General features: G+C 72.5%; 1 protein-coding gene and 1 pseudogene. Both read right to left on the bottom strand.

The window, feature by feature from the left end:
• Positions 1-180 (bottom strand): 1-deoxy-D-xylulose-5-phosphate synthase N-terminal domain-containing protein (locus tag LO771_RS30095; protein WP_230748336.1); only part of this gene is annotated, 180 nt, incomplete at its 3' end.
• Positions 181-253: 73 nt separating this feature from the next.
• Positions 254-425: pseudogene (locus LO771_RS30090) on the bottom strand (4-hydroxy-3-methylbut-2-en-1-yl diphosphate synthase); the annotation flags it as partial.

Genomic DNA, 425 nt, shown 5'->3' with positions numbered 1-425 from the left:
CAGCGCGATGGTGAGCTCCACCACGCCGAGGTTGGGGCCGAGGTGACCGCCGGTCCGCGAGACCGCGTCCACCAGGAACCCCCGGATCTCCTCGGCGAGCTCCGCCAGCTGTGCGGGGGTGAGCCGGCCGAGGTCGGCCGGCTCCGAGATGGTCTCCAGCAGGGTCACGTTCTCCCTCACCTTCGGTTCGCTGCGGCGTCGTGCGGCGGTGCGGTTGCGGCGGGGTCCGTACCGGGCCCGTGCGGGTGCGGGGTCAGCCGAGGGGGGTGACGGTGGGCTCGCCCTGCTCGTCCAGTCCCTCGGCGAGCTTGAGGGCCTCCTCGATGAGGGTCTCCACGATCCGCGACTCCGGCACCGTCTTGACCACCTCGCCCTTCACGAAGATCTGCCCCTTGCCGTTGCCCGACGCCACCCCCAGGTCCGCC

It is taken from the genome of Streptacidiphilus sp. ASG 303 (assembly GCF_020991365.1).
Lineage (GTDB): Bacteria > Actinomycetota > Actinomycetes > Streptomycetales > Streptomycetaceae > Peterkaempfera.
The sequence above is the reverse complement of the archived record's forward strand: the minus strand, read 5'-3'. Positions and strand labels throughout refer to the sequence as shown.